Annotated in this window: 24 protein-coding genes and 1 pseudogene; 11 read left to right on the top strand and 14 right to left on the bottom strand. The window is 39.0% G+C overall.

The window, feature by feature from the left end; all coding sequences use genetic code 11:
- Positions 1–186: 186 nt before the first annotated feature.
- The 7 genes from H5115_RS07860 to H5115_RS07830 form a co-directional block, all read right to left on the bottom strand.
- Positions 187–1,020 (bottom strand): sulfurtransferase, encoded by an 834-nt coding sequence (locus H5115_RS07860; protein ID WP_182754626.1) that lies wholly within the window; start codon positions 1,018–1,020, stop codon positions 187–189.
- Complete coding sequence (locus tag H5115_RS07855) at positions 1,020–2,186, bottom strand: capsular biosynthesis protein (protein WP_182754624.1); 1,167 nt, start codon at positions 2,184–2,186, stop codon at positions 1,020–1,022. Before H5115_RS07855 ends, H5115_RS07860 begins: the two co-directional genes overlap by 1 nt.
- A 105-nt stretch (positions 2,187–2,291) precedes the next feature.
- Positions 2,292–2,711: a group 1 truncated hemoglobin gene (locus H5115_RS07850; RefSeq protein ID WP_182754622.1), complete on the bottom strand. Its 420-nt coding sequence runs from the start codon at positions 2,709–2,711 to the stop codon at positions 2,292–2,294.
- On the bottom strand, positions 2,711–3,544 hold the full coding sequence (locus H5115_RS07845) for a DUF3034 family protein (protein ID WP_004335508.1): 834 nt from the start codon (positions 3,542–3,544) through the stop codon (positions 2,711–2,713). The genes H5115_RS07850 and H5115_RS07845 overlap by 1 nt, the downstream gene beginning before the upstream one ends.
- Positions 3,531–5,846 (bottom strand): EAL domain-containing protein, encoded by a 2,316-nt coding sequence (locus H5115_RS07840; RefSeq protein WP_182754620.1) that lies wholly within the window; start codon positions 5,844–5,846, stop codon positions 3,531–3,533. Before H5115_RS07840 ends, H5115_RS07845 begins: the two co-directional genes overlap by 14 nt.
- Positions 5,839–6,501 carry a methylamine utilization protein gene (locus tag H5115_RS07835; protein WP_182754618.1) on the bottom strand — a complete coding sequence of 221 codons (663 nt, stop codon included), beginning with the start codon at positions 6,499–6,501 and terminating at the stop codon, positions 5,839–5,841. The genes H5115_RS07840 and H5115_RS07835 overlap by 8 nt, the downstream gene beginning before the upstream one ends.
- 122 nt (positions 6,502–6,623) lie before the next feature.
- Positions 6,624–7,727 carry a phosphoribosylaminoimidazolesuccinocarboxamide synthase gene (locus H5115_RS07830; protein WP_182754616.1) on the bottom strand — a complete coding sequence of 368 codons (1,104 nt, stop codon included), beginning with the start codon at positions 7,725–7,727 and terminating at the stop codon, positions 6,624–6,626.
- A 178-nt stretch (positions 7,728–7,905) separates the two neighbouring features.
- Here H5115_RS07830 and H5115_RS07825 point away from each other — a divergent pair, with 178 nt between their 5' ends.
- From H5115_RS07825 to H5115_RS07810, 4 genes are read left to right on the top strand one after another with little or no spacing between them, the layout of a single operon-like run.
- Positions 7,906–8,976, top strand: coding sequence for a CDP-glycerol glycerophosphotransferase family protein (locus tag H5115_RS07825; protein ID WP_182754614.1), 1,071 nt, complete (start codon positions 7,906–7,908; stop codon positions 8,974–8,976).
- A gap of 7 nt (positions 8,977–8,983) precedes the next feature.
- Positions 8,984–9,682, top strand: coding sequence for an ABC transporter ATP-binding protein (locus tag H5115_RS07820; protein ID WP_182754613.1), 699 nt, complete (start codon positions 8,984–8,986; stop codon positions 9,680–9,682).
- Positions 9,679–10,932 carry an ABC transporter permease gene (locus H5115_RS07815; RefSeq protein WP_182754611.1) on the top strand — a complete coding sequence of 418 codons (1,254 nt, stop codon included), beginning with the start codon at positions 9,679–9,681 and terminating at the stop codon, positions 10,930–10,932. The genes H5115_RS07820 and H5115_RS07815 overlap by 4 nt, the downstream gene beginning before the upstream one ends.
- Before the next feature lie 14 nt (positions 10,933–10,946).
- Positions 10,947–11,447 carry a DUF3299 domain-containing protein gene (locus tag H5115_RS07810; protein ID WP_004335523.1) on the top strand — a complete coding sequence of 167 codons (501 nt, stop codon included), beginning with the start codon at positions 10,947–10,949 and terminating at the stop codon, positions 11,445–11,447.
- Between the two features lie 85 nt (positions 11,448–11,532).
- Here H5115_RS07810 and mutM read toward each other — a convergent pair whose 3' ends face one another.
- Entirely contained in the window at positions 11,533–12,342 is an 810-nt protein-coding gene (gene mutM, locus H5115_RS07805) for a bifunctional DNA-formamidopyrimidine glycosylase/DNA-(apurinic or apyrimidinic site) lyase (RefSeq protein WP_182754609.1), read from the bottom strand.
- On the bottom strand, positions 12,342–12,857 hold the full coding sequence (locus H5115_RS07800; protein ID WP_004335529.1) for a hypothetical protein: 516 nt from the start codon (positions 12,855–12,857) through the stop codon (positions 12,342–12,344). Before H5115_RS07800 ends, mutM begins: the two co-directional genes overlap by 1 nt.
- Positions 12,858–12,975: 118 nt before the next feature.
- Here H5115_RS07800 and H5115_RS07795 point away from each other — a divergent pair, with 118 nt between their 5' ends.
- The gene (locus tag H5115_RS07795) at positions 12,976–13,902 is read left to right on the top strand and encodes a manganese-dependent inorganic pyrophosphatase (RefSeq protein ID WP_182754607.1); all 927 of its coding nucleotides are present in this window, start codon (positions 12,976–12,978) and stop codon (positions 13,900–13,902) included.
- A gap of 72 nt (positions 13,903–13,974) precedes the next feature.
- On the opposite strand, the gene H5115_RS07790 is transcribed toward H5115_RS07795, so the two are convergent.
- A complete protein-coding gene (locus tag H5115_RS07790) occupies positions 13,975–14,445 on the bottom strand; it encodes a hypothetical protein (protein ID WP_182754605.1) in 471 nt (156 codons plus the stop codon).
- Positions 14,446–14,702: 257 nt separating this feature from the next.
- Between H5115_RS07790 and H5115_RS07785 the strand changes: the two are divergent.
- A pseudogene (locus tag H5115_RS07785) lies at positions 14,703–15,029 on the top strand (DHHA2 domain-containing protein); the annotation flags it as partial.
- Positions 15,030–15,477: 448 nt separating this feature from the next.
- Here H5115_RS07785 and rpmG read toward each other — a convergent pair.
- The 3 genes from rpmG to radC all read right to left on the bottom strand — a co-directional run bounded on the left by rpmG (position 15,478) and on the right by radC (position 16,830).
- Entirely contained in the window at positions 15,478–15,633 is a 156-nt protein-coding gene (gene rpmG / locus H5115_RS07780; protein WP_004335545.1) for a 50S ribosomal protein L33, read from the bottom strand.
- 11 nt (positions 15,634–15,644) lie between these two features.
- Positions 15,645–15,881: a 50S ribosomal protein L28 gene (gene rpmB / locus H5115_RS07775; protein ID WP_016708423.1), complete on the bottom strand. Its 237-nt coding sequence runs from the start codon at positions 15,879–15,881 to the stop codon at positions 15,645–15,647.
- Between the two features lie 274 nt (positions 15,882–16,155).
- Positions 16,156–16,830, bottom strand: a complete 675-nt coding sequence (gene radC / locus H5115_RS07770; RefSeq protein ID WP_024590645.1) for a DNA repair protein RadC — start codon at positions 16,828–16,830, stop codon at positions 16,156–16,158.
- 144 nt (positions 16,831–16,974) lie between these two features.
- On the opposite strand from radC, the gene coaBC reads away from it, so the two are divergent.
- The 4 genes from coaBC to H5115_RS07750 all read left to right on the top strand — a co-directional run bounded on the left by coaBC (position 16,975) and on the right by H5115_RS07750 (position 23,131).
- The gene (coaBC, locus tag H5115_RS07765; RefSeq protein ID WP_182754603.1) at positions 16,975–18,168 is read left to right on the top strand and encodes a bifunctional phosphopantothenoylcysteine decarboxylase/phosphopantothenate--cysteine ligase CoaBC; all 1,194 of its coding nucleotides are present in this window, start codon (positions 16,975–16,977) and stop codon (positions 18,166–18,168) included.
- Between the two features lie 111 nt (positions 18,169–18,279).
- Positions 18,280–18,867 carry a nucleoid occlusion factor SlmA gene (gene slmA / locus H5115_RS07760; protein ID WP_004335558.1) on the top strand — a complete coding sequence of 196 codons (588 nt, stop codon included), beginning with the start codon at positions 18,280–18,282 and terminating at the stop codon, positions 18,865–18,867.
- Between the two features lie 140 nt (positions 18,868–19,007).
- The gene (locus H5115_RS07755) at positions 19,008–21,776 is read left to right on the top strand and encodes a prolyl oligopeptidase family serine peptidase (RefSeq protein ID WP_182754601.1); all 2,769 of its coding nucleotides are present in this window, start codon (positions 19,008–19,010) and stop codon (positions 21,774–21,776) included.
- Between the two features lie 251 nt (positions 21,777–22,027).
- Positions 22,028–23,131, top strand: a complete 1,104-nt coding sequence (locus H5115_RS07750) for a GGDEF domain-containing protein (RefSeq protein ID WP_182675577.1) — start codon at positions 22,028–22,030, stop codon at positions 23,129–23,131.
- 2 nt (positions 23,132–23,133) lie between these two features.
- Here the strand turns inward: H5115_RS07750 and H5115_RS07745 are convergent, their stop codons facing one another.
- Complete coding sequence (locus H5115_RS07745) at positions 23,134–24,318, bottom strand: NAD(P)/FAD-dependent oxidoreductase (RefSeq protein ID WP_024595536.1); 1,185 nt, start codon at positions 24,316–24,318, stop codon at positions 23,134–23,136.
- A 328-nt stretch (positions 24,319–24,646) separates the two neighbouring features.
- Between H5115_RS07745 and H5115_RS07740 the strand changes: the two genes are divergently transcribed.
- Entirely contained in the window at positions 24,647–26,773 is a 2,127-nt protein-coding gene (locus H5115_RS07740; RefSeq protein ID WP_182754599.1) for a S8 family peptidase, read from the top strand.
- Positions 26,774–26,858: the final 85 nt, after the last annotated feature.

The raw sequence follows: 26,858 nt of genomic DNA, 5'->3' as shown, positions 1-26,858 counted from the left end.
CTGCGCTTTTAGAGTAAGCGATTGTATAAAAATAGTATTCAAATACGAGTAAGCACTGGTTTTTACCTTCTCATTTTCTTCTCTTTCACTTCTCCTTGTGAATAATATTTTTAAGTACTGTTATTTACAAAGAGGTTTAGAGGCGCTGCGGCTTTAACGTGAGCAAGCTCTAAACCCACAACACATCTACTTTTCTCCTGTGGCGATGGGTAATGAATCACTTGCACCCCACTCACTCCACGAACCATCATAAACGCTTAAATTACTGTAACCACATTCAGTAGCAAATAACGCTAAAACACAGGCTGTAATACCTGACCCACAGCTAAACTGTAACTGCCGCGCATCATCAACCACGTCACTAAATATCGCTTTAATTTCGGCAAGTGGTTTAGCTTCACCTTTATTAAGTAAATCCATAAAAGGTAACGAGCGACTATTTGGGATATGCCCACTTCGCATGCCTTTTCGGGGTTCACTTTCTTCGCCTGTAAAACGTTTATAAGCACGTGCATCTAGCAATACAGTGCTGGGCTCATCAATTGCGTCAATCACTTGTTGGCTATTGATAAAACACGCAGAATTATAGCTTGCCGTAAAATCACCTTTACCTAACGATTTGCTATAACCTTGCTGTGTGGCGTAACCGCTCTCTAACCACTTTTTAAGGCCACCACTGAGTACTTTTACGTTGTGATGCCCCATAGCTTTAAACATCCACCACGCCCTTGCTGCGCTAAATAAACCGCCATCTTCGTATACAACTATAAACGAATCGTTATTTACACCTACATTTTGCATCACGTGGGTAAACTGCTGCTCGCTGCATACCGTACTTGGTAAGGGGTTAGATCTATCGGCCAATTCGTTTTTTATGTCAAAACGTTTAGCGTTAGGCAGCATTGCTTGCGGCGAATAAGTACCCAAAACACCTGGGCGCAGCATACCTGCATCAAATATCACTAATGCAGGGTTGTGGAGTTGCTCGTGTAATTGCTGACAGCTAATTAGGTTTTTCACTACGATTCCTTATCACCATGATACTTAGCAAACTCGTCATTACCCGTAAAACGCGCTTCAATCGCTTTAATGTGTTTATCTTCAGTGTGTTTCCAAACGCCAGGAATACAATATACATGTTCAATAAAGCTAAAAAACTTATCCTTTAATAATGTATTTGGTTGCCAGCCCTGCACTACTTCGTTCATATTCTCTGCTAGCTGCTCCGCAGTGCTTGCATGCTTTACCAAACCCTCAATGTTGTAACAGGCTTGTCCAAGAGTTAAAACTCGTTTATTGAGCAGCAATGCTTCTAAGCCGACCGTTGAATTAATCGTTAATACGGCTTCAGCGCACTTAATCAAATCACTTGTTTGATTTCCATTAGCAAAAATTGCAATCGGATCTTTTTCATAAAGATGAGCGTAATGTTTATGCCACGACGGATGCTCTTTAAAAACCACTTTTAAACTTGGATCGTTTAAGCTTTTGACCGCTTTAATCACCTCGTCGTAAAACATGTCCATAGAGTTTATCCACGGAGAAAAGCTAGCTAATTGAGTATCGTGAGGTACTTGAAAAGGCGCAAATATATAGCGTTCTGGCACATCGGCGCATTCAAATTCACAGCGCTTTTTATGATCAGCTCTTGGAATTAAATCCGGCGCAGAAAAGTTTAGCTTATTTTGTGGGTCAAAATTTAGGTAAAAAGAAGGGTCACGGCTTAACGACGCATTATAGTTAATACCATTAGGGTCTAAACTGCTTGTACCGGGTAGTAAACCATTTTCATAATAAAACTGCTTAACACCTAATGCTTTTGCAGCCATAGCAACGGTCGTATTTGGAAGTTTATTGCCGTTCCAAATAACAATGCAGTCAGGATTAGTCTCGGTTAATAAGGCTAAATACTTAGCGTATCGTAATCGTTCAAATAAAACTAACCCAGCACTGTAAACAGCAGTAATAATAGGACTATTCCAGATAGCATTACGTGCTCTTTTGCGTTTTAGCTGAGAGTTAACTACATCAGTAAAATTAACTTGAAACGCATCTTTTAAATATTTCACAGCAGAAAGCTTAGGCGCTCCCATGATGTGTAATTGGCAATTCATCGACAATTTTTTGATTATTTTTTGATAGTATTTTGCGTGTACATTTTTGCGAGAAATAAATAGATAAGCCATACAAGCTATATTTGCCAATTGTTGTTTTTATGAAATAATTCTATGTGGACAATGCAATCAAAGCAAGGTTCCCTTTACTTAATAATTACTTTGAAAGCTTTATAGTTACATTTTTATGATTTCATCACGAAGTGGCGCCATTCTAGAAAGAATATCGTTTTGTAAGCTATGGCTAACATCTTGCTCGTTCATTGCATTTATAAGCAAATCAACAACATGATTAAAATCTTTCTCTGTAATATGCATACCAGTATGAATTGCCACCATAGAGTCGCCATCGTATGTACACGGGCCCTCTACTAACATGCACACATGATTAATAAATCCTTGGCGGAAATGCGCTATATTACTGTGTTCAAAGTAATGAATTATCTGCTCGTCATTGCCTATTTGATAGATAAAGCTATCAACAATTCTGCCTATCCCCGCTTTACCATCCAGCTTTTGATAAAGTGAGAGCTTAGTAGAATTTGCACACCCACTAAGCAACCCTAAACAAATCAAAAAAATACCAACGCTTTTCATTACCAATACCCTGTAACCGATAAATACCAACCTGTTTGATCGTCAGCCCCTGCAATGCTTCCTAAATCAAGGTAAGCCGCTGTCACACTCACATGCTTGTTAGGCATCCACGCTACAAATAAGTCTTTCCAATCTTGTTCGCCTAAGTTTAAGTTATTTGATTTTTGACGATACTCAACACCTACGGCTATTTCGCGACTAAAAAATAGTGCTGTGCTGCCTTCAAATAATACTTTTCCGCTAGTATTTTCTCCACCGTAACCAAGTAAACCAAGTTGATTAGCTTCACTGTATCGTGTAGTTACGTTCCAAAACCAGTTATAGCCAGCAATAGCCCCTAAATGTAATTTACTAGCAGCGAGGTAGTAGTCAGTACCGCTAGTCTCTTCTGCGCCTACAAGTGTTGCAATACTGCCATCATCCAATGATTTATGCTGAATCCCTAAGCTAAGTTGTGGCCAATCACTGTAAACAATATCGCCATACAAACGTATTTTAGCACCTGTAATTGATTGCTCTATTTCAGCATCAAGTGCTGGTACATCAAAGCGCTGTTGGGCATAACTAAGCTCAACACGATTAAATAAATTAAGTTGTGCACCACATACGTCAAGTGTGTAGTCGGTTACATCTGCGCGGCTACAAAAGCCATTTACCGAGAATTCATCATCACTTGCGTACCCAGCAAGTTGTGCCCACGGTACAATCCCCCCGCCGCCACTGCCTTCAATTTGAGAAACTCCCGGCGTAGCTAGCAGTTTTCCATTGCTTGCAATGCTCGGCACACTAACTATTAAAAACAAACTTGCTAATAAGTATTTAATTTTTTGCATAGTATTCCTCCAGCCATTCTTCTAATCGCTCTGCTTTTAAAGGCCTACTTAAGTAATAGCCTTGTGCATGGTCGCACTGCATGCCTCTAAGTAAATTTAATGAGCCAAGCGTTTCAACCCCTTCAGCTACAACCGAGAAACCTAGCTGATGTCCCAACGTAATTGATGATTGCACTATAAATTGATCTTTTTGCGATTCATCAAGTTTTAGGATAAAGCACTTATCTAGCTTAAGCTCATCAATAGGCAGCATTTTTAATCTACCAAGTGATGTTTGCCCTACACCATAATCATCTAATGATATTTTAACGCCAATTGCCTTTAGGTTTTCGAGCGCTTTAATACCTTTTTCTTCGTTTTCGATCATATCGCGCTCAGTAAGCTCAATAGTGATCAGCTTAGAATCTACTTTGTACTTTTTAAGCGTGCGAACTAATGCAGCATGAAAGCCTGGAAATGCTATATCTTGCGCAGATACATTTATTGCAGCCTGTAAGTTTATATTTTTAGACTGCCAATCAGCTACTTGTGCTACAACCGTATTAACAACCCACCCAGTAAGCTCAACAATAAGCCCCGACTGCTCAGCTAAGTCAATAAACAGTTCAGGATTGACCCAGCTACCATCTTTTCGCTGCCAGCGAATAAGCGACTCAACTTTATCTATTTTTTGCGATTTCAAATGTAATTTTGGCTGATAAGTCATAAACAATTGACCATCGTCATCACTAATAGCCTGCTTTAATTCATCAAGCATTATTAAGCGATCTAAGTGCGCTTCGTCTTCGCCATTTTGATAGTAATGTATGCTCTCTTGTTTGTTTGCAGCACTTTCAACTGCAATTAGCACACGGCGCATTAAGTCATCACTTGCAATACCTTGTGTAGGATACTGCACAATGCCTGCACTAAAGCGTAAATTAATTTTTAGTTTTTGAATGGTGTAGCACGCTTGTAATTGTGCCATCAAGCCAACAATACCGCTTTTGTGTTCACGTGCTGCCGCAGTTGGAAACACAGTTAAAAACTCATCGCCGCCAATACGAGCATGAAAGCCCCCTAACTCATCCGAAAACTCACTTATTCTGCAAGCAACGGCCTTTAGGCAGTCATCACCAATGCGCGGACCGAGCTTATCGTTTATGTGGCGAAGACCTTTTATGTCTATTGCAACGAGCGTGTACTCGGCTGATGAATCTAACTCATCATCAAGCACCTCAAGCATGGCTGAGCGGTTATAAAAGCCTGTTAGGGAGTCGTGTCTAGCTTGAAAGCTAATTTGTTGCTCGCGCTGATTAATATCATTACCCATGCTATCAAACGCTGCGACTAGCGTGTCTATTTCGGTACTTTGCCTTTGGCCTTTAAATTCAAAGGTATAATTACCTTGTGCAAATTGCCTTGCTATTACAGCTAGTTGGGTAAGTGGCGTAGTTAAATTATTTGCAAATATGCTGCTTGTAATAACACCCACTAGCATAGTTAAAATAGCTAAAATAATAAGTGTAAAAAGCAGTTTTTCGAAGTCACTATAACTTTGTGTTAAATCGGCGCTCAGTAAAATAATTATGGGATGGGTCAACAACGATGGTAAATCTATTTCTCGGTTACGATACACTAAATACTCACCAAAAAACCGCGATGTGGTTACGGTACTAAAATAGCTAACAGGTTCAAATTGCTCAGGGCGATTAGCTAATGAGCTAATAACAATATCGTCAGCACTGCCTATAAAACTTACATCCATGCCTGTTAAGCTTTTTAGTTCATGGGCTACATTGTCGTCAATTTTAAAGCCCACCAAACTATAGGCTACTGTACGTGGCGCTTTTACAGGTAATAAAATAATTTGATACAGTTCGTTATTAAGCACCACAAAGCTAGACTCTTCTGGCGCACTTAAAAGCTCTTCCATCAAGGGCTTTAAGTTGTGTGCAAAAACGTCTTCATCAGTATTAGCGGAAATTAGCTTACCCGATAAATCAAGTAACAACATTAATTCGGCATCAATACGCTGACTGTGATTAAACAACACGCTGCTGATTGTACCTGCATCTCGCGTTGCTACAGCTTGCTTAAAACCAAAATCGGAGGTGAGTACTTTTGCAGCGGTTAACAGTAGGCTTTCTTTTGACTTTAAATATTGCTTATAAACATTTTGCGCTACGGTAATATCTTGATTTACTTTTTCTTCCTGAAACTTACTCGTAGACCACCAAAAACTAAACAAACTGACCATAGTGGTTAATAACACTAAGCCAACACATAAAATGGTTATGCGATTTCGTAAACTATTAGTCATTACCAGCCTTAAACTTACTACCAAAGGTATTTCTAGGTGCTGGGGTCGATGTGTTTACTGTTATCTGTAACTGTTTTTGAGAATTAATTGTTATCATTTTTTTATTCTCCAATGGTGCTGTTTGTAATGGATGCCATACACTCACTTGTGCAGGCATTGTATTAATAGGCAAATTTACATAGCCTTTTTTATCTGTTTTATATACGAATTCGCTGTTAGCAACATAAATATAGCCAACCATAGAGTCATGTATATTACACCCCAAAACAACAACCCCTTGTTGCTCAAACGTAATGGGCTCTTTTGGTTGGCCTGAATATAATCTTAGTTGAAAAGGCTTAGCTTGTGAAAAAGAATAAACATGATGGCGAATATTATCGCTGTTCGGAAAGTTAACTTTTTGACCCTGTTGTACAACTAATAATTCGGGTAAAAACTGCTTATGGACTTGATCCATTATAGCAATGGGCAAATTTGATGGTGTGGCTTGTTTACCAGCAATATTTAGCTCAACCACAGCACCTGATAACTTTTGGCCGTGTTGATCTTCTATTACTAATTCAATATTTGCACTTAAAGCAAACTGACTAAAAAACAAACCTATAGCTAAAAAGTAATGACTTTTAGCAAACTTTTGCAATGCCCGATCAAACATAACAATACCTAAACATTAATGTTAGGTTAAGTTAATTAGAGACGAGCACTAATTGCAAGAATTATAGCCCAGTAACTAAAAATAAAGATTTAGTTACTGGCTTTATTAGCACTTAAGTGCTGTTATTTTACAATTAATCCGTAATCGTTATCTAAAATAGTAATAACTTCTTGGCGAGGATCTTCAGGGATCACTATATCTCTGCCAACAATTTTACTCGCTATGCCAACATAGGTATTTGACACTTCAAGCATTACTGATTCTGGTAAAATATAATCTTTAGCTAACTGCTCACGCTCACTCATGCGATCTTTATTTAATAATACGTCGCTCTCTGGCACGTTATTAATCAGTAATTGACGAAAGCCTTCTTTAGAATTTTCAACAATTTTACCGTCTTTGTAAGCAGCTTCACCCCAAATACGTGACGAATCAGGCGTGCCTACTTCATCAATATATATAAGCTGTTGCGCGCCATTTAAATCCTCTACATAACCAAACTCAAATTTAGTATCTACAAAAATTTGGTCAAGCTTCGCTAGTTCATCACTAATTAATTTAAAACCTTCAACTAACAGTTTTTCGTATTTGGTTACATCATCTGCCGATTTAAAGTTAAATACATCTAAGTTATTAGTAATGTTAGCGCGAGTAATATTTACATCATCAACTGGCGGAATATCAGCAACGCCTTCAATAATACCTTTTGTTGATGGCGTAATTAAAACGTTATCAAGCTTTTGGTTCGCTTTTAAACCCTCTGGTAATTCAATACCACAAAAGTTACGTATGCCTTTAGCGTAATCGCGCCACATGCTACCCGTAATATATTGGCGAGCAATTGCCTCTACCTTTACTGTACTGGCTTTACGTACAATCCACACATACGGATGCGGAATATCTACAATATGATTGCCCGCAAGACCCGCTTTATCAAATAACTTAAACCAATGGGCTGCCACTGAGTTTAGCGCTATACCTTTACCTGGTACGCCATTTAAACCGTTTTCGCCTTGCCAAATGCAATCAAATGCAGAAATTCGGTCTGAAATAACCATAATAGCAAGCTCAGTACCAGTCGGTACTTGATAGCCTTTATCTTTAATTAATCGAGCGCTGTCTTCATCAGTTAACCAATAAACTGAACGAACTTTACCGCTGTGTACTTCACCTTTGGTACGAATGGGTAAATCATCGTTTACGTCTAAAACTTTATAGCTAGTCATGCTATCTCCGGGGTTAGGGATGCTCTTTGAGCAAAGTATGGTATGGGGTTATATGGGCTGTATAATAATCTAGCCAACCTCAAAGCTCAATCGGATGCTTAAAACAAATAAAGGCATATATTTATAAGCGAGTCGCAATGGGGTAAACTTAATGTGCTAACCAGCCTGAGGAGATAGCTTGAACTACTTAACTGCCACTAAAAATAAAAAATACTTAATGTATATTTCTCAGAATTATTCATACGCTATCTTGAGACCTTTGCAGGCGCAAATATTGGCACATGGTGGTGAAGTACGCTGGTTTTTAGCGGGTAGCGAAGTAAACCCTGATTTTTTAACCACAGACGAGCCACGTTTACATACCATAAAAGATGTAAAAAGCTGGGCTCCAAACATTACATTTATACCGGGTAATATAATTCCTAATTTTATTCCTGGTAAAAAAGTGGCTGTATTTCACGGGTTCAATTCAGGAAAATTAAATCGAAAAGGGAAAGAGGATCACTTTAACGTTCGTGGTTGTTACGATTTATATTGTACGCAAGGCCCAAATACAACAACCCGATTTAAAGAGCTAGCTAAGCAGCATGGTTTCTTTAAAGTAACTGAAACTGGCTGGCCAACACTCGATCCACTTTTTAGTAATACTTCAAATAATCCTTATGTAAGCGACGACCCTCGCCCTACTTTACTTATATGCTCTACTTTCTCACGAAAGCTATCACTTGCTCCTAAATTATATGAGCAAATAAAACATTTTAGTGAACAAGGTAAGTGGCGTATTTTGATGCAGTTTCATCCTAAAATGCCTACCGAATGGATTAATAAATATAAAGCGCTGAGTAACGAAAATCTAACATTTATTGAAACCGATAACGTTTTGCCGTTACTGCAAGCTGCTGATGTTATGCTGTGCGATACATCGTCAGTTCTTTTAATGTTTTTACTACTACGTAAACCGGTAGTCACGTTTTGTAATCAAAAACCACTTCCTCATTTACTTGATATTAGCGACGCAGATGAAGTAGAAGCAGCTATTGAACACGCGCTTACTAAACCTAGTGATTTAATGCAAAATATTGAAAGCTATTGCCAGGAACTTCATCCGTATACTGATGGCCAATCTAGCCAACGCGTATTAAATGCAGCTAATGAATTTTTACAAAGTAACGAAAAACTAAAACCCAAGCCATTAAATATAATAAGACAGCTAAAAATGCGTAAAGATCTAAACTACTGGGGTTGGTAATCGGATAATGATAAACCTGAAAAACGTAACTTTTAAGTGGCATAAAAGCGATAGCTCACCCACGCTCAACATAAAAGAGTTAGTTATAGAAAAAGGTGAGCATATTTTTTTACACGGTCCTAGTGGCTCAGGTAAATCGACCTTATTAGCGATTCTTGCTGGCATTAATACAGCCACTAGCGGTGAGGTATCAATTTTAAACCAAAACCTAACTAAATTAAGCAATACCACCCGTGATGTTTTTAGAGCGGATCACATTGGTTACATTTTTCAAAATTTTAACCTGCTTCCTTATTTAACTCCTATTGAAAATATAACGCTTGGGTGTGAGTTTTCAAAAAGCCGAAAACAAAAAATATTAAAGCAATCATCAAATAAAAACTCTGCCTTACAAAAAGAAGCGATACGGTTATTAAATGCTTTAGGCCTTACTGCCCAGTATCACCATAAAGATGTAGCGACATTGAGTATTGGACAGCAACAGCGCGTTGCTGCCGCTCGCGCATTTATAGGCAGCCCTGAATTAATAATTGCTGATGAGCCCACATCAGCACTCGATACAAATAACCGTGAAAGCTTTATAAAGCTACTGTTTGAACAAGCAAAGTTATCTAATAGTACGTTGGTATTTGTGAGCCACGATGAAGCACTAAAGCCTTTATTTAACCGCTCCATTGACCTTATAAATTTGCAGGAGCAGGTATGATCATCGCTAAACTTGCTTACAAAAGCTTATTAAATCGCCGCGCAAGTGTACTGCTTACATTATTTACTATCGCAATTAGTGTAATGCTACTTTTGAGTATTGAACGCGTACGAATTGATGCTAAAAGTAGTTTTAGTAATACTATTTCGGGCACTGATTTAATTGTTGGTGCGCGTACCGGCGACATACAGTTGCTGCTTTCGTCAGTATTTAGAATTGGCCATACTAATAACGGCGTAAGTTGGAAAAGTTATGAATACATAACAAATCAGCGAGGCGTAAAATGGAGCATACCTATAAGCCTAGGCGACAGCCATAAAGGCCAAGCGGTACTAGGCACAACACTTGATTACTTTAGCCATTATCGCTTTGCAAAAAAACAAAACTTAACCTTTAACAAAGGCCACCCTTTTGCCGCAATTAACGAAGTGGTGCTCGGTAGCGAAGTTGCAAATAAACTAGGCTACAAACTTAACGACTCTATTGTTATATCGCACGGCATGGGGAACACCAGTTTTCATCATCATGACGATAACCCATTTAAAGTCGTCGGCATTTTAAACCCAACAGGCACGCCAGTTGATAAAACGCTGCATATTCCTTTGGCTGCAATCGATTTAATTCACGGCGGTAAAGCGAGCCTTGAGCATGAACATGAACATGAACATGACGAACATAACAACCTAGTTGGTCACCCTAAGCAAATTACAGCATTTTTAATGGGATTTAATTCGCCTTTGTACACATTACAAATTAGGCGCAATATAAATCAATATAAGCCAGAAGCCCTGCTTGGCATTATGCCAACCGTAACACTTAAAGAGTTATGGGAAATGCTCGCCATAGTAGAAAAAATACTATTACTATTCTCAGCTGTTGTCGTGTTAGTTAGCTTACTTGGCATGTTAACAACATTGCTTGCGAACCTGAGTCAGCGACGTCGCGAACTTGCTATATTGCGCTCAGTAGGCGCTCGCCCTTGGCATTTATTTACACTTATAAGTATTGAATCATTACTGACAACTTTACTTGGTTGCCTAGTGGGTAGTGCGCTTTACTATTTAGTTATTTTTTCAGCCGGCGGTTACTTACAAAGCCATGCCGGTATAAGCGTAAATATCACAATGCTCTCTTACTATGAACTGGGCTTAATCGGGGTTATTATGGCCGCAGGTTTTGTTATTGGCTTAATACCCGCTACTCGCGCTTATTTTTATTCACTCAGCGATGGCATGAGTATAAAAGCATAATTTTTAGGTATTTTATGACATTTTTTAAAACAGCTTTTCAATACATTGCTGCTATTAGCTTATTATTTATAAGCGTAGCGAGCTATGCCAATCCACCAAAAGAAATTTTTTGGGAAGACTTAATTCCCAAAGGTCATATGCAAATAGACACTCAAGCACAAGCTAATCACGAAGGCAGCGATCAAAACTGGGTGCAACCCGATTTAGATGCTCCAGTGGTAAAAGCGCTTGATGGTCAATCGGTAAGTTTGCCAGGTTTTGTTGTGCCACTTGAGGGCGATAGCGAAGTCATTACTGAGTTTTTACTCGTGCCTTATTTTGGCGCCTGTATACACGTACCACCACCACCGCCAAATCAAATAGTCCATGTAACGATTAAAGGTGGTGTGCCTATAGATAGTCTGTACGACGCAATCGTTGTAACCGGAATAATAAGCACAGAAACATGGTCAGGCGAAATCGCACAGGTAGGATATAAAATGAAAGCAGTCGGTGTAGCACCGTTTGAGCTTTAAAATGAAGGGCCCGCTTTTAAAGCTGGCCCTTAAATCTCATTAAATTTAGAATCGATAAAATTTAAATAACTAAATATTTAAATAACTACTTTTGGCAATTTGAGCAAAAAATAGTACTGCGTTGCCCTAATCTAATTTCTTCTAATTCGTTTTCGCACGTCATACATGGCTTGCCTTTGCGCCCATATACTAATAACTCTTGAGCAAAATACCCAGGCTTACCATCACTTTGTGCAAAGTCTTTAAGCGTTGTACCACCTTGTGTAATAGCCGCTGCAAGCGTGTCTTTTATAATAGGGATAAGTGCTTGATAACGTTTGAGCGATACTTTTCCCGCTTCTCGCTTTGGATGTATACCCGCTTTAAATAATGATTCATTCGCGTAAATATTACCAACACCAACAACCACTGCGTTATCCATAATAAACTGCTTTACCGGTACTTTTTTATTGCGCGATTGTTCGTACACGCGTTTAGCAAAAAAATCATCGGTAAGCGGCTCAGGACCAAGCTTAGAGAGTAGCTTATGCACCTCACCGGGCTCTTGCCATAAGCAACAACCAAAACGACGAGGATCGTTCAAGCGCAGCACCTTATTATTTCCAAATACAAATTCTACATGGTCGTGCTTTTTTAAAGGCTCACTTTTATCTACAACCCGCAAATTGCCCGACATACCTAAATGTAAAATAGTACTCCCAAGCTCACAGTGTAAAAGTAAATATTTAGCTCGTCGCTCAATACTAGTAACAGTTAACCCTTCAAGTTGATACACATCATCGGGCACTGGCCAGCGCATACTGGCATTGTAAATATTTACCTTTTTAACAACTTGGTTTTGTACGTGGGGAGTGATGCCCATTCGGCTCACTTCTACCTCTGGTAATTCAGGCATTAATTAGACTCACTTTGTGAAAAATCAAAACTAGGAAATAACTGCTGAGCAGTTTTTAAATCGAGTGCGAGTATTCGCTGGCTTCTCTTTTCGAGTAAATAATATTGTCCATCGCCTTTGTAGAGCAAATAAACCCACGGCATACTTTCGCCAGCTAACTCAAATGTAGCAACGTATAAAGGCGCATTAGGATTAAAAACAACAGACTCATTAACCCCCATTAGCGCTGCGCTTTGCCATTGGTTAACTAAATCACTAAGCTGCTGCTCAGACGCTTTCCAAACGAGCGGTATATCTTTTTGTAGTGGTGTTGTACGCCAACTTGTTCCTATGCGCTCAATTTTTTGATCAACAAATTGCAGTGTCAGTACAAAACTTTGCTGAGGGAGTACAGCTTGTAACGCTGGTTTATCCTCACCTCCTAAAAATTGCTTATGCCAGCCATTTAAAAAGAAGATCATAATCAACATCGAAAATATTATAACGTTGTTCCAACCTTTACGGCCCAGTCGCATATAAATACACCTAGTAAATTCAAGATTTTAAAGTGTAACTAAAACTTAATTGCGCTGTCTATATGTTAAAGGCCGCAGACTTTGTTAGAATATCGGCAAATTTAAAGGAGTTCCGTCAATGTCTATGTATGTAGTGGGCCATAAAATCCCAGATTCAGATTCTATTTGTGGTGCAATTGCACTGGCTTATTTAAAAAACCAAATTGATGAGCCAGCAATTCCAACTCGTCTTGGTGAAGTTTCACCTGAAACTCAATTTATTCTTGATAGATTTGGTTTTGAAGCACCAGAGCTTAAGCTAAGCTACGCTGGTGAAGATGTGTATATTGTAGATCACACAGAAAAAACACAAGCACCTGATGATATCGACCAAGCTCGCGTTGTTGGTGTGGTAGATCACCATAAATTAGGTGACTTAACATCATCGACTCCGCTTGAATGTTGGATTCGTCCTGTTGGTTGTTCAAACACCATTATTAAAATGATGTATGACTTCTACAACGTAGAAATCCCTAAAGACATCGCTGGTATCATGATGTGTGCAATTTTAAGCGACACAGTTATATTTAAATCGCCAACATGTACCACAGCCGATATTAAATGTGTTGAAGCGCTAGCTGAAATTGCAGGCATCGAAGACTTTAAAGAGCTTGGTATGGATATGTTCCGCGTTAAATCTGCGGTAGAAGACACACCAGCACGTGATTTAGTAATGCGTGACTTTAAAGATTTCAACATGAACGGAAACCTAGTAGGCATTGGCCAACTAGAAGTAATCGACCTTGCTGTTTTTGACGATATTAAAGCAGACCTTGCAGCCGATATTGCTAAGCTAAAAGTTGAGGGCAACCGCCACTCTGTATTTTTACTGCTTACCGATATAATGAAAGAAGGGTCAGAAATGCTAATTGTGTCTGACGATGCAAACTTAGTTGAGCAGGCTTACGGTGTAAAACCTGAGAATGATAAAGTATGGCTAGATGGTGTACTGAGCCGTAAAAAGCAAGTAGTACCACCACTACAAGATGCGCTCGCTAAAAAATAACCACCCATCAATACAAAACCAACAAAGTGAATGCTCTGTTGGTTTTGTGTTAATTGCTATTAATAGACAAGCTTAATAAAGGCGAATTTTTTGTATTACAGTCTCGTCAGTTCCATCTTTACCGATAGACTTTAGCTGTATGTAATAATCGAACTCGTCAATATCAATTTTAATAACAGAGCCGGCCCTTTTAACATCTCTTTCCGCTATTTTAGTACCATCACTTCTTAAAACCAATAATTTAGCTCTTGTTTTATCCCCGACTTGGTCGTGTGCTGTTATCTCAAGTGTGCCAAAATATCCCCTTTCTACATTCCCAGACCATGCATCTGATTGTAGTAGACGTATATAGCTAGCTGCACCACATAATTCGCCACCAATACATATACCATCATGAATACCTGTTACATAACGACTAAAATCACTATTAAATGCATAATTAGAGTCATAATTTGAACCGACTTTTATGTCATATGCGGCCATAGATGAAACAGAAGTTGATAGTAATGTGGTTGCCAAAACAGTTTGTAGTAATAATTTCATTATTTTCCCTTAATGAATATTTTCAAATTAATTTTCAAATTAATTATTATAAATAAAACAACCCCTGTCAACATAATGGGCACAGAAAAACTCAATATTCGTACAATGTAATGCTAAAAAACAAGCTTTAAAAACAATTTATAATCATTTTACAAACAACTTATATACATTTTATAAGCATTTTACCCATCAATTGTTTCCTTTCATTCCGAGAATACTATTTTTCATTCAAATATTAGAGTCAAACCAATATATTTTTAGTAATGCGTGACTTTAAAGATTTCAACATGAGCGGTAACCTAGTTGGCATTGGCTAACTAGAAGTAATCGATCTTGCTGTTTTTGACGATATTAAAGCAGACCTTGCAGCCGATATTGCTAAGCTAAAAGTTGAGGGTAACCGCCACTCTGTATTTTTACTGCTTAACGATATAATGAAAGAAGGCTCAGAAATGCTAATTGTATCTGACGATGCAAACCTAGTTGAGCAGGCTTACGGTGTAGATAAAGTATGGTTAAATGGTGTACTGAGCCGTAAAAAGCAAGTAGTACCACCACTACAAGATGCATACACAAAAATCTAATGTGTTTTCGCTAATTAATTTAAAAGCCTTGTTGGTTATGCCAACGAGGTTTTTTATGTTAATTTATTAGAGCGTGTTGTTCTTTGGTGGCTGAATTTACAGCAGCATGTTTGGTATTGAGGCAAGGCAGAGCCTATCGTGTGTGGTTGTTCCCCATAAATAGGCGATAACGGAGCATAAATGTCAAACATGCGCTGCCCGGAGGGTTCTTCCTAGGGACGATTAACTCCTTGTTGCCTACATGAACGTAGGTAAGGGGCGTAAGCAGGACGCGGAAGCTTTGCTCGATTTTTACTTAGCCCACTAGGTTACAAACCTCGCGCCGCGATTTAATTGTGCCCCTAGGTTGAACAAATTTCAATCCACAACGATTAACACGCCCTAATCATATTTTAAAAAACAAAAAACCCAGCCTAAGCTGGGTTTTTAAATTCTAAAAGAGATAAAATTACTTAATTTTAGCTTCTTTAAAAAGAACATGTTTACGAATCTTTGGATCAAACTTTTTGATTTCCATCTTCTCAGGCATGTTACGTTTGTTTTTGTCAGTAGTGTAGAAAAAACCAGTACCGGCAGTTGAAACTAAACGGATTTTATCGCGCATGATTCAGATCCTTAAACTTTTTCGCCGCGAGCACGGATTTCTGTAAGAACCGTGTCGATGCCTTTTTTATCGATAATACGCATACCTTTAGTAGTAGTGCGTAATGTTACAAAACGTTTTTCACTTTCAACCCAGAAACGGTGTGTTTGTAGGTTAGGTAGGAAACGACGTCTAGTCGCGTTTCTCGCGTGTGAACGGTGATTACCAACCGCAGGACGCTTACCTGTAACTTGACATACTTTAGACATGTCTATATATCTCCAATAACTTCGCTCGAGCTTAATTTAATCTAAGGCCGTGTATTTCCGCCCTAGAGATAAATCGAAGGGCGCTCTTTATACAGCTTTTACAGGCAAAGATCAAACACTGATCTATCCAATCAGCTCATATATGTAAATTTGATAGCGGCTAATTATAAAGATCGAATGCCCTTAGGGAAAGTAAAAACTGCATTTAAATTAAACTAATTTGCCAAAATACGTTAAACAGCTCATTTTTAACACACTTCTGTATCTAACAAAGCTAAATAAGGCCTCTCTCTGCAAACGAAACACACGTTTCCCCACCAACAATGATGTGATCAAGCACACTTATGTCAACCAATTGCAGTGCTTGCTGCAATTTATTCGTAATAAGTTTGTCTGCTTGGCTCGGTTCTGCAATACCACTTGGGTGATTATGTGCAAAAATAACAGCGGCTGCATTATTTTTAAGAGCAGCCTTTACCACTTCACGCGGATACACACTGGCAGAATTAATTGTGCCGTAAAAAAGTATTTCATCTTTTACTAATCTATTTTGGCTATCTAGGTATAACACCATAAATACTTCTTGTTGCAAGCCTCGCATTTGAATTGTTAGATAGTCATAAACTGAATTTGGCGAATTAAACACTGCATCTCGTTGGCAACGCTCCTGCATATAACGTTGGCTTAGCTCTAATACAGCTTGTAGCTGCACATACTTAGCGGTCCCTAACCCCTTTTGAGAGCAAAACTCCTCAATACTGGCATTAAACAAATTATGAAGTGTTTTATTCTCGTTTAATAAATGCTGAGCCAACTCAATTACATTCATTCCTGGTAACCCTGTTCGTAAAAATATGGCAAGGAGCTCAGCATCAGTAAGCGCTTTAGCTCCTTTGGAGATGAGTTTTTCACGAGGTCGAAGTGAGTTTGGAAGTGAAGTAAGTTGCATTGTTCATCCTTGAGAGGCGAAAGTGTCTTATAAATGTAATGCAAATTTAAAATTTAGCCTGTTATTTCGAATTAAAAAACTTCGCTGTACGGGTAAAGATTTGTTATTTTAAGCCCAATATTTAATAAAAACTGATGAACATTCATGACTAACTTAACAAACAAAAAAATTGTACTAGGTATTACCGGCGGTATTGCAGCTTATAAATGCGCAGAACTCGTTAGGCGATTAAAAGACGCTGGTTGTGAAGTAAAAGTAGTTATGACTGAATCAGCTAAACACTTTATTACACCACTGACCATGCAAGCTGTTAGTGGAGAAACAGTCTCTGACTCGTTACTTGACCCTTCTGCTGAAGCTTCAATGGGGCATATTGAATTTGCAAAATGGGCTGACTTAATTTTAGTTGCTCCAGCTACCTGCAATATTATTGCTAAAATGGCAGCAGGCATTGCTGACGACCTACTAACAACGCTATTGCTAGCAACGCCTGCAAAAGTAGCCATAGCACCAGCCATGAACCAGCAAATGTATGCACACGCAGCTACGCAAGCAAATTTGACCACATTAAAAGCACGTAACGTACTTATTTGGGGCCCAGGTAAAGGTGAACAAGCCTGTGGCGATATCGGCGCTGGGCGCATGTTAGAGCCACATGAGCTAGTTGCACTATGTACAGCAAAAGAGCAACCGCAATTACTTGCAGGAAAAACAATTACAATAACGGCAGGCCCAACGCGTGAGCCTCTCGATCCGGTACGTTTTATATCAAATCACAGTTCTGGAAAAATGGGTTATGCACTAGCAGAAGCCGCTTTGCAATTCGGTGCTAAGGTTAATTTAATTTCGGGTCCTGTCACTATAAAAGTCCCTACTGGTGTAAACCTTATCAATATAGAAAGCGCTGAGGAGCTATTAACTGAGTCACTTACCTATGCACCACAATCAGATGCTTTTATAGGTTGCGCTGCTGTTGCGGATTATCGAGCTGCAAACATTGCGACTCAAAAAATGAAAAAGCAAGGCGACGAACTCACCCTTACTTTAACTAAAAACCCTGACGTAATTGCAGCTATTGCAAACCTTACACAAAACCGCCCCTATACGGTTGGATTTGCCGCCGAAACTCAAAATGTAGAAAGCTATGCTAAAGGTAAACTACAAAATAAAAATCTAGATATGATTTGCGCTAATGACGTATCAAAAAGTGGCTTAGGGTTTAATTCCGATCATAATGCTTTAACACTGTACTGGCACAATGAACAACTAGAATTACCAACAACAAGTAAAATAGAAATAGCTCGCAAGGTGATCGAACAGCTGGCTAAACATCTATAAAAAGGCTGGAAACAAACTGAATAAAACATTAACATACGCCATTCATTTGAACAAAAAATGACTAGGGTTCTTAACTGCGCCACTAAGAATAACTAATAAAAAGGAATGTTCATGCCTGCGACAAAAAGAAGTAATCGCAAAGAGCAAATACTGCAAGCACTCGCACAAATGTTAGAAACTAATTTAGGACAACGCATCACCACAGCAAAACTAGCTGCTGAGGTGGGTGTGTCTGAAGCTGCGCTATATCGTCATTTTCCGAGCAAAGCACGTATGTTTGAGGGCTTAATTGAATTTATTGAAGATACCCTTTTATCTCGTATAAATATTATTATTGAAAACGAAAAAGAAAGCCAAACGCGCATTTACAACATTTTATTATTACTTCTAACCTTTGCTGAAAAAAACCCAGGCATTACCCGTATTTTAACCGGCGACGCATTGCAAGGTGAGCAGGAACGTTTACGCGAACGTGTACAAACCTTGTTTGAAAAACTAGAAACTCAGTTTAAACAAGTACTTCGTGAGCGTAAATTACGTGAAGGTAAAAACTTTCAAAGTGATGAGCTTACTCTTGCAAACTTTTTACTTGCCTACGTTGAAGGAAAAATGAATCAGTTTGTACGTAGCGACTTTAAAGCAAAACCAAGTGTTCAATTTGAAAAACAATGGCTTGAGCTACAAAAAATTTGGCTGTAATGTTTGCTAAATTAATAAATTAAATACTAAAAAACGACCTGCGGGTCGTTTTGTCGTATGTAGCTGCCATTTATCTGATCCGCTCGAATTATGAACCAAACTCGTTACAATGAAACAATGTCATAATACGAGAATCAATAATGAAAACAAAACTCACCTTATTAAGCACGGCACTCTTTGCCAGCTTAACTAGCACCGGCATACACGCCAAAGAATCGCTACAATTTAAAGACGTATTCAGTTTTAAATCAGCTAAAAGCACACAACTATCTGACAATGGTCAAGTACTCACTTTTAGTGCAACGCCGTATCGTGGAAATGCAACTGGTCAAGTTTACTCACTACAAAGCAATACACTCATCGCAGAAGTAGAACGCGGCACTAAGCCTCATATTAATAAAGCCGCTAACTGGGTCGCTTTTACACAAGTACCTACATTACTTGAAATAGAAACAACCAAAAAAAAAGACACACTTAAAAACAATCTGGTACTCGTAAACACACAATCAGATGCCCAACAAAGCTTTGCTGATGTAAAAGATTACACGTTATCTGATGACGGTATGTGGCTTGCTTATCGTTTAAATAAAAAAGACGATGACGCAAAAGTAGAAGATAAAACCGATAGCACTAAAAACGAAGAAGACAACGCTATCACGCCCGATAAAAAAGATAAGAGCTATGCGCTTGTTATCGTAAATTTATCTGATAAACGCACTCATACAATAGAAAACGTATTTAGCTACGCTATTAACTCAGCTAACAGCCAGCTATTAGTGAGTCAAAGTTACAGCGATGGTAATAACAACCAAATAGCGTTAATTGAGCTCAGTGACTTTAATAGCAGCGTATTAATTGAAGAACCGGGCGTAATCGCAAATAAAATAGCGTGGCACCCCACTGACAATATTGCAGCGTTTGCATTGGGTAACTATGTAAATGATGACACGCGCCGCCGAAGCTACACTTTACAGCTATATAAAAACGAGAAGCTCTCAACTATAGATTCACCTAATAAAACATGGACTCTAGGTAAAACAGCCACCCTTGAATGGTCAGAAAATGGCGAGCGCTTATATTTTGAAAACCATCCAAAATTAGCAGCTAAAGTAAAAGCTAAAGAGTATACCGACGAAGCCTCACTATACGACTTTGATACCATACGTGAGCATAAAGGTCTTAATGTATGGCACAACAACGATGCGCAAATAAAACCACGTGAAGAGCAGCAATGGAACGAAGTTAATAAAAATCGCCATTACAGTGCGGTGTATCACGTTAACTCGCAAAAAGTTGCGCAACTTAGTACACCAAACATGCCCGAGGTTGCACTAAACCCTCAGCGAGATGTGTCTTTACTTGGCTCATCTAACATCCCCTACCTAGAAAAAATAATGTACGGCGGTTTTTTTGCTGATTACTTTGCAGTAAATATAAATACCGGTAAACAAACTCCAATTATAAGTAACTACCCGTTTAGACCGAGCCTTGCCCCTAATGGTGAGTTTGCAGCTTATTTTAGCGATAGCCAAATACAGTTAAAAGATTTAAAAAATAATAAAGTAACACCGCTTACAAAAGCGATTCAGGCAACCTTTGCTGATGATAAACACGACTACCCATCTACTCAACCTGGTTATGGTTTTGCAGGTTGGATGACCGATAGCAGCCAAGTGCTTGCTTATAGTAAATACGATATTTGGGCGTTTGATGTAAAAACTAAGCAAGCTAAACGCCTAACTAATGGTAAGCAAAGCAATACGCAGTACCGTGTTATTAAGCTTGATAAAACCAGAGTGGGCTTTAAAAAAGGCGATACATTACTTGTCTCTGCTATTAACTTACAAACTAAACAAAGCGAAGTTGCAAAGCTCGACTTAACCACTAACACACTAACTAAGGTGCTTAGCGGTGATAAACGCTTTGATATGGTTAAAAAAGCCAAAAAGGCTGACAAGTACTTATTTACCTCGCAAACTTATAGCCAATTTCCTGATTACTACCAAACAGATTTTAGCTTTAGTTCACCAAAACAAGTGACCACGCTAAACCCACAAATTAGTAATTTTGCCTGGGGCGAAAAGCCAGAGCTGATAAGCTATAAAGGTTTTGATGGCGAAGACTTACAAGGCGTACTAATAAAACCTGCGGGATATAAAAAAGGCGATAAAGTGCCTGTGGTTGTGTATTTTTACCGTTACATGAGCCAGCGTATGTTTGATTTTCCAAAAATGGAATTAAACCATCGCCCTAATTTCCCTATGTTTACCTCAAACGGTTATGCGGTATTTTTACCTGATATTCGTTTTGAAATAGGTCACCCGGGTAAATCGTCAACGCAAACCATGATAAACGCCACCCAAAAATTAATAGATTTAGGCATAGCCGACCCTGATAAAATAGGTTTACAAGGCCACTCTTGGGCGGGCTATCAAAGTGCGTTTATGATAACCCAAACAGATATGTTTAAAGCGGTTGTATCTGGCGCGCCAGTATCAAACATGACCAGTGCTTATAGTGGCATACGTTTAAAATCAGGTCTTGCTCGTCAGTTTCAATACGAAACAGGGCAAAGCCGTATAGGTAAAAACTTATTTGAAGCACCAGAACTGTACATAGAAAACTCACCGGTGTTTTTTGCAGATAAAGTAAATACCCCTATTTTAATTATGTTTGGCGATAAAGACGATGCAGTGCCTTGGCACGAAGGCGTGCAGTACTACTTAGCACTTCGCCGCGCTGGTAAAGATGCAACCTTTTTACAATACGAAGGTGAACCACACCACTTGAAAAAGTTTCCTAATCAGGTCGATTTTTCAGTACGTATGATGCAGTACTTTGATCATTACTTAAAAGGCAAACCAGCTGCAAAGTGGATGACACAAGGCGAAGCATTTATAGAGAAATAGATATAGCATTTATTCAGAGCTCTACGTAAGCGATAACGGCGAGCTCTGCGTCAATTAAATCAAGGCGAGGCATATTACATTTAAGTAATCAGTCACTACCTAGTCCTTCATACCTTTGAAAAATGCTGTAATGATCTTTAAACTTTTATAAACACCACCGTATATAAGCGTTTTAATCAAAGTAAAAAACTATAATAAAAGCCTAATATAAGTAATAATCACTAAATTCAGAGGCTAAAGAGTCGTTCATTATGCTAGGTTTTTGGTACAAAGAGTTTCCACAATACCCAAAAGACCATAAGGATTTTTGGCGTACTCGCTTAATAGCCCACTCTTTACTAATAACTACATGTTACTTTTTAGTTTTAACACTCCTCAATCTTTTTTATTTTAAAAGCTATGACATTGCTTTAATTGATGCCTTAGGACTTACGATATCGTTAGGTATTTATACTTGGTTTAATAAAACAGCCAACGTAAATGCAGCAGCGTGGGCTGTTACCCTTATGGTCGTTAGCTTAATAATGATGTTTGTGGTTTCTGTAGGTGGGCATGCGCATTCTTTATTTTGGGCGACGTTAATCCCGCCTTTTAGCTTTTTTTTAGTTGGAAGAAACTGGGGAAGCCTATTTAGTGCAGTCGCTTTTGCTATTTGTGCGTATCTTGTGTATTTACAACAACAGCAAACTGTAACAATTGGCTTAGGCTCTTTATTTAATCTTATAGAAGTAAGCCTTGCTCATATTTTAATTTTTAGGTTTTACGAAAAAACACGGTTTTCGGCATACACTCGATTATCTATCCGTAACTTAGAAATTCAACACTTAGCAGAAACCGATAAGTTAACGGGGCTTTATAACAGGCAAAAATTTGATTTTGAATTATCACAGTTAATTGCTAAAAATGACGTTTTTAAAACCCCACATTGCTTACTTATTTGCGATATAGACCACTTCAAAAATATAAACGATACCTACGGGCATTTGGTTGGTGATAACGTGCTAACTGAATTTGCAAAAATATTAAAAAGCCGTATGGGAAATGACGCACTTATTGCGCGATGGGGTGGAGAAGAATTCACTATTATTTTATCCAACACCTCTTTAAATGATAGCGCTAAAAAAGCCGATGACCTGAGAAAGTATATTGCCGAAAACACAGTTACAAATGTAGCATTTACTATAAGTATTGGATTAGCAACGATACAAAAAGACGATACAGTGCTAAAACTACTGGAGCGGGCTGATACAGCGCTATATAAGGCTAAAAATAATGGACGCAATAAAGTATGTGTTAGCGATAACGATTCAACCGTTATCGCTCAATCAACTTACTTAAATAGGTTTATAGCCTAAACTTAAGCGTGCTGCCCACAAGCAAATCCACAGCTCCACGCATATTGGAAGTTGTAGCCTCCAAGCCAACCTGTTACGTCAGTTACTTCGCCTATAAAGTATAGGCCTTTAGCTTTTTTAGCTTCAAAGGTTTTTGAGCTCAACTCGTCAGTATCTACACCGCCCAATGTTACTTCTGCTGTTCTATAACCTTCTGTGCCATTGGGTTTAATTTGCCACGCATGAATATAATTTACTAACTCATTTATTTGAGCATGGGTAAGCTGATTAATATTACAATCTGGTATCGCTTTGCTTTCGTGCAGTATTTCTATAAAGCGTTTAGGTAAAATAGTCGCAAGGCTATTTTTTAACGACTTTTGTGCTTGCGTTTCTCGCCAATCAGCAAGTTGCTGCCTTAAATCAATTTCAGGTAATAGGTTTATAGTTACAGCCTGCCCTGCTCGCCAAAATGAGCTTATTTGCAATATTGCTGGGCCCGATAACCCTCGGTGAGTAAAGAGGATGTTTTCTTTAAATACGGTGCCGTCTTCGCTTGAAACTTCACAAGGAATGCTAATTCCCGAGAGCCCTTCAAAACGCTCTTTATCATGCTGATGCAAAGTAAACGGCACAAGTGCAGCCATAGTTGGTAACACGCTTAAGCCAAACTGCTCTGCAATTTTATAACCTATTGGTGTAGCCCCTAGTTTTGGCATAGTTAAGCCACCTGATGCTATAACTAACGACTCACAGCTTAAGGTTTCTTGCTCTGTGGTAACGCTATAGCCGGTTTCGGTTTTTGATACGCTGATCACTTCACTGCGTAGTTTTATATTTACCCCGGCCCACTCACATTCGGTCAGTAAAATATCAACAATGTCTTGTGCATTGTTATCGCAAAAAAGCTGACCTAATGTTTTATGGTGATACGCCAAGCCATGTCTGTCTACCAGCTCAATAAAGTCATGCTGTGTATAGCGACTTAAACATGATTTAACAAAATGAGCATTTGCGCATAAGTAGTTATCAGGGGTTGCGTTTTCATTTGTAAAATTACAACGCCCACCACCACTTATTAAAATTTTACGACCTGGTTTTTTTCCCATATCAAGTACTGTAACGCTTCGGCCACGGTATCCAGCTTGCGCTGCACACATTAATCCTGCTGCTCCCGCACCTATTACAATTACATCTACTTGACTCATTATTTTACCCTACTAAAAAATTTTTCCGATTATAGCAAAGTTTGATAGCTAACAACGTAGCATTTAAATTATTAGCAATTACACAACAAAAACGCATCAGTAATAAGTCGGGAATAATTACTCGCACAACAAACCAACCCTTTATACTTATTTTTAATTTATATGACAAATACTAAACAACGAGTAAACCGCTAAAAACCTGAGTTATAACTAAATGAAAGAGGTACATAATAAATTGATATTTTAACCTAGTTAACAGATCGTTTACTTTTGTTCCCGCATCGTGATCCTACATCACGAAATAATAAATAAAAATCTAGGGATAATTATGACAACAAGTAAAACTTTTAAAAGATGTGCAATTGCAATTACAGTTAGTACGCTTTTTGCTGCAACATCTGGCATGGCTCAATCAGTTTCAAGTTCAATGGCTGAAACATCGGCTAAACTACAAAGCCAAGGCGGTTTCAAAACTCAGTTCATTATTAAATATAAAAATAATAACGAAATGGCGAGCCTCTCAACTGCAGACGCAAGCCCAGCTAGCATGAAAAAGCACGCACAAAGCTTTGTTAAAAACTTCGCTTCTAAAAAAGGCAAAGTAAAAGCAAAATACGTTCGTGCAATGGCACTTAATAATCATCACGTAATGCGTGCTGATAAAAAATTAAGTGCGGCAGAAGCTCAAGAGTTTATGCAAGAAATGGTTGATTCTGGCAATGTGGAATACATTGAAGTGGATCAAATGCTAAAGCCGTTTTCAACTCCTAACGATCCACGTTTTGATGACCAATGGCACTACTACGAGCAAGCCGGTGGTTTAAACTTACCGACCGCATGGGATACCGCAACGGGTAGCGGTGTAGTTGTAGCTGTACTAGATACGGGCTACCGCCCTCATGCTGATTTAAACGCTAATATTTTACCGGGTTACGATATGATCTCTAACCTTTCGGTAGCTAATGACGGTGGTGGTCGCGATAGCGATGCACGTGATCCAGGTGATGCAGTTGCTGCGAATGAATGTGGCACTAACGGTGCACAAAACTCTAGCTGGCATGGCACGCACGTAGCCGGCACAGTTGCTGCGGTAACCAATAACGGTGAAGGTGTTGCAGGCGTAGCTTATAACGCAAAAGTAGTGCCTGTTCGTGTACTAGGTAAGTGTGGTGGTTTAACCTCAGATATTGCAGATGGTATTATTTGGGCATCTGGTGGAAGTGTTTCAGGTATTCCTGCTAACTCAAACCCTGCTGATGTAATTAATATGAGTTTAGGTGGCAGCGGTTCATGTAGCTCTACAACTCAAAATGCAATTAACACAGCACGTAGTAACGGCACTGTGGTAGTTATTGCTGCAGGTAACGATAACGATAACTCAGCAAACTACAACCCAGGTAACTGTAACGGTGTTGTAAACGTAGCCTCAGTGGGCCGTAATGGCGGCAGAGCTTATTACTCAAACTACGGTAGCAATATTGATGTTGCAGCACCAGGTGGCGCACAAAGCTTTGCAAACGACTCTGAAGGCGTTCTATCAACTTACAATTCAGGTTCGTCTACACCTTCAAGCGACAGCTATGGCTTTTCACAAGGTACATCAATGGCTGCGCCCCACGTAGCAGGTGTTGCGGCACTTATTAAGCAAGCAAAGCCAGATGCAACGCCTGACGAAATAGAAAGTATTTTAAAATCAACTACCCGTTCGTTCCCTGCGACATGTACTAGCTGTGGTACGGGTATTGTTGATGCTGCCGCAGCTGTTGCAGCAGCAAGTGGCGGCACTACTCCACCTACAGGTGGCGATAGCGAGCTTATTAATGGTGAAGCTAAAACAGGTTTAAGTGGGGCTGCAAATGCACAAGCATTTTACACGATGACAGTTCCAAGCGGTGCAACTAACGTAACATTCACTATGAGTGGTGGCACTGGCGATGCTGATTTATACGTACGTGCAGGCAGTAAACCTACAACTACTACCTATGATTGTCGTCCATATAAAGGCGGTAATAGTGAAGAGTGTTCTATTGATAACCCTACTGCGGGAACTTACCACGTAATGCTTAACGGCTACTCTGCGTATTCAGCTGTTAGCTTGGTAGGTAATATTACTGGTGGTTCATCATCGGGTGGCGGTTCAGGTACTCCACAAGCAGGCGGCGGCACGATTAGCGATGTGTCAGCCAATACTGGGCAGTGGAAACATTACACGTTAGATGTACCAACTGGAATGAGTACGTTTACAGTAACAACATCGGGTGGCAGTGGCGATGCTGATTTATTTGTAAAATACGGTAGCCAACCAACAGCAAGCTCATACGATTGCCGCCCTTATAAAAATGGCAATGCAGAAACATGTACATTTACTAATCCACAAGCAGGTACTTGGCACTTAAGCGTTAACGCTTATAGCACTTTCTCTGGTTTAACGCTTAGCGGGCAATACCAACCGTAATTTAAAGTTTGAGCCTTTAATAAAAAAAACCGATGTTGTTGCCAACATCGGTTTTTCAATAATAACTAGCTGATTAGTTAAAGCT

The sequence above is a fragment of the Pseudoalteromonas sp. SR44-2 genome (genome assembly GCF_014163745.1).
GTDB classification, from domain to species: domain Bacteria; phylum Pseudomonadota; class Gammaproteobacteria; order Enterobacterales; family Alteromonadaceae; genus Pseudoalteromonas; species Pseudoalteromonas distincta.
This window is presented reverse-complemented; position numbering and strand designations above follow the sequence as displayed.

Coding starts and splice junctions, on each gene's coding strand:
- H5115_RS07855 (WP_182754624.1), bottom strand. CDS start 2,186: ATGGCTTATCTATTTATTTCTCGCAAAAATGTACACGCAAAATACTAT.
- H5115_RS07850 (WP_182754622.1), bottom strand. CDS start 2,711: ATGAAAAGCGTTGGTATTTTTTTGATTTGTTTAGGGTTGCTTAGTGGG.
- H5115_RS07845 (WP_004335508.1), bottom strand. CDS start 3,544: ATGCAAAAAATTAAATACTTATTAGCAAGTTTGTTTTTAATAGTTAGT.
- H5115_RS07840 (WP_182754620.1), bottom strand. CDS start 5,846: ATGACTAATAGTTTACGAAATCGCATAACCATTTTATGTGTTGGCTTA.
- H5115_RS07835 (WP_182754618.1), bottom strand. CDS start 6,501: ATGTTTGATCGGGCATTGCAAAAGTTTGCTAAAAGTCATTACTTTTTA.
- H5115_RS07830 (WP_182754616.1), bottom strand. CDS start 7,727: ATGACTAGCTATAAAGTTTTAGACGTAAACGATGATTTACCCATTCGT.
- H5115_RS07820 (WP_182754613.1), top strand. CDS start 8,984: ATGATAAACCTGAAAAACGTAACTTTTAAGTGGCATAAAAGCGATAGC.
- H5115_RS07815 (WP_182754611.1), top strand. CDS start 9,679: ATGATCATCGCTAAACTTGCTTACAAAAGCTTATTAAATCGCCGCGCA.
- H5115_RS07810 (WP_004335523.1), top strand. CDS start 10,947: ATGACATTTTTTAAAACAGCTTTTCAATACATTGCTGCTATTAGCTTA.
- mutM (WP_182754609.1), bottom strand. CDS start 12,342: ATGCCTGAATTACCAGAGGTAGAAGTGAGCCGAATGGGCATCACTCCC.
- H5115_RS07800 (WP_004335529.1), bottom strand. CDS start 12,857: ATGCGACTGGGCCGTAAAGGTTGGAACAACGTTATAATATTTTCGATG.
- H5115_RS07795 (WP_182754607.1), top strand. CDS start 12,976: ATGTCTATGTATGTAGTGGGCCATAAAATCCCAGATTCAGATTCTATT.
- H5115_RS07790 (WP_182754605.1), bottom strand. CDS start 14,445: ATGAAATTATTACTACAAACTGTTTTGGCAACCACATTACTATCAACT.
- rpmG (WP_004335545.1), bottom strand. CDS start 15,633: ATGCGCGATAAAATCCGTTTAGTTTCAACTGCCGGTACTGGTTTTTTC.
- rpmB (WP_016708423.1), bottom strand. CDS start 15,881: ATGTCTAAAGTATGTCAAGTTACAGGTAAGCGTCCTGCGGTTGGTAAT.
- radC (WP_024590645.1), bottom strand. CDS start 16,830: ATGCAACTTACTTCACTTCCAAACTCACTTCGACCTCGTGAAAAACTC.
- coaBC (WP_182754603.1), top strand. CDS start 16,975: ATGACTAACTTAACAAACAAAAAAATTGTACTAGGTATTACCGGCGGT.
- slmA (WP_004335558.1), top strand. CDS start 18,280: ATGCCTGCGACAAAAAGAAGTAATCGCAAAGAGCAAATACTGCAAGCA.
- H5115_RS07755 (WP_182754601.1), top strand. CDS start 19,008: ATGAAAACAAAACTCACCTTATTAAGCACGGCACTCTTTGCCAGCTTA.
- H5115_RS07750 (WP_182675577.1), top strand. CDS start 22,028: ATGCTAGGTTTTTGGTACAAAGAGTTTCCACAATACCCAAAAGACCAT.
- H5115_RS07745 (WP_024595536.1), bottom strand. CDS start 24,318: ATGAGTCAAGTAGATGTAATTGTAATAGGTGCGGGAGCAGCAGGATTA.
- H5115_RS07740 (WP_182754599.1), top strand. CDS start 24,647: ATGACAACAAGTAAAACTTTTAAAAGATGTGCAATTGCAATTACAGTT.